The organism is Aequorivita xiaoshiensis, assembly GCF_022008395.1.
GTDB lineage: Bacteria > Bacteroidota > Bacteroidia > Flavobacteriales > Flavobacteriaceae > Aequorivita > Aequorivita xiaoshiensis.
The window spans coordinates 1-715 of the sequence record NZ_JAIRBB010000062.1; the positions used below are offsets into that span (position 1 = coordinate 1).

The 715-nt window shown below is 33.7% G+C and carries 2 protein-coding genes; both read left to right on the plus strand.

Annotated features, from left to right (window positions below):
• Positions 1–62: 62 nt before the first annotated feature.
• Positions 63–344: a type II toxin-antitoxin system RelE/ParE family toxin gene (locus K8344_RS13970; protein ID WP_237609292.1), complete on the plus strand. Its 282-nt coding sequence runs from the start codon at positions 63–65 to the stop codon at positions 342–344.
• Positions 345–355: 11 nt separating this feature from the next.
• Positions 356–658, plus strand: a complete 303-nt coding sequence (locus K8344_RS13975; RefSeq protein ID WP_237609293.1) for a HigA family addiction module antitoxin — start codon at positions 356–358, stop codon at positions 656–658.
• Positions 659–715 lie beyond the last annotated feature (57 nt).

Here is a 715-nt window from a genome sequence, read left to right on the forward strand (position 1 = left end):
AAAAAAAATTCTGCAAACATTCAAAAATATGCTTATCTTTGACGTTAGTAACGTAAAAAGATATGATATTATCCTTTGGTTCAAAAGAAACCGAACAAATTTGGAACGGAGTCCGAGTTAAGAAAATGCCGATTGATATTCAAAACGTTGGACGGAGGAAATTAAGAATGTTGAACAACTCGCAAGATATTTCCGATTTGCGAATTCCACCATCCAACCGACTGGAAAAACTGACCGGAAAATTAAGCGAATTTTACAGTATTCGGATTAATAAACAATGGCGGATTATTTTCATTTGGGATAAAGGAAACGCAAACGAAGTGCAAATAATTGATTATCATTAAAAAATATAAAAATGGAAAAGTTAGCAAATGTACATCCTGGAGAAATCTTGAATTACGAATTTCTTGAGCCGTTGGAAATCACCGCATACCGACTTTCCAAAGACTTGAAAATACCTCAAACCAGAATTTCGGAAATTATTAAAGGAAACCGAAGAATTACGGCTGACACAGCTTTACGATTAAGCAAATATTTTGGGAATTCTGCAAAATTCTGGCTCGGTCTTCAAAATGATTTTGATATCGAAGAAGAAAAAGAAAATAAAGAAAAAGAACTGAGCGAAATAAAGCAACACGTGGATAAAAACGTTGCCTAACAATGTATAAAAAAAATAGGGCAAGTAAGTGCTAAAACCAATGGCTCAGGCTTATTT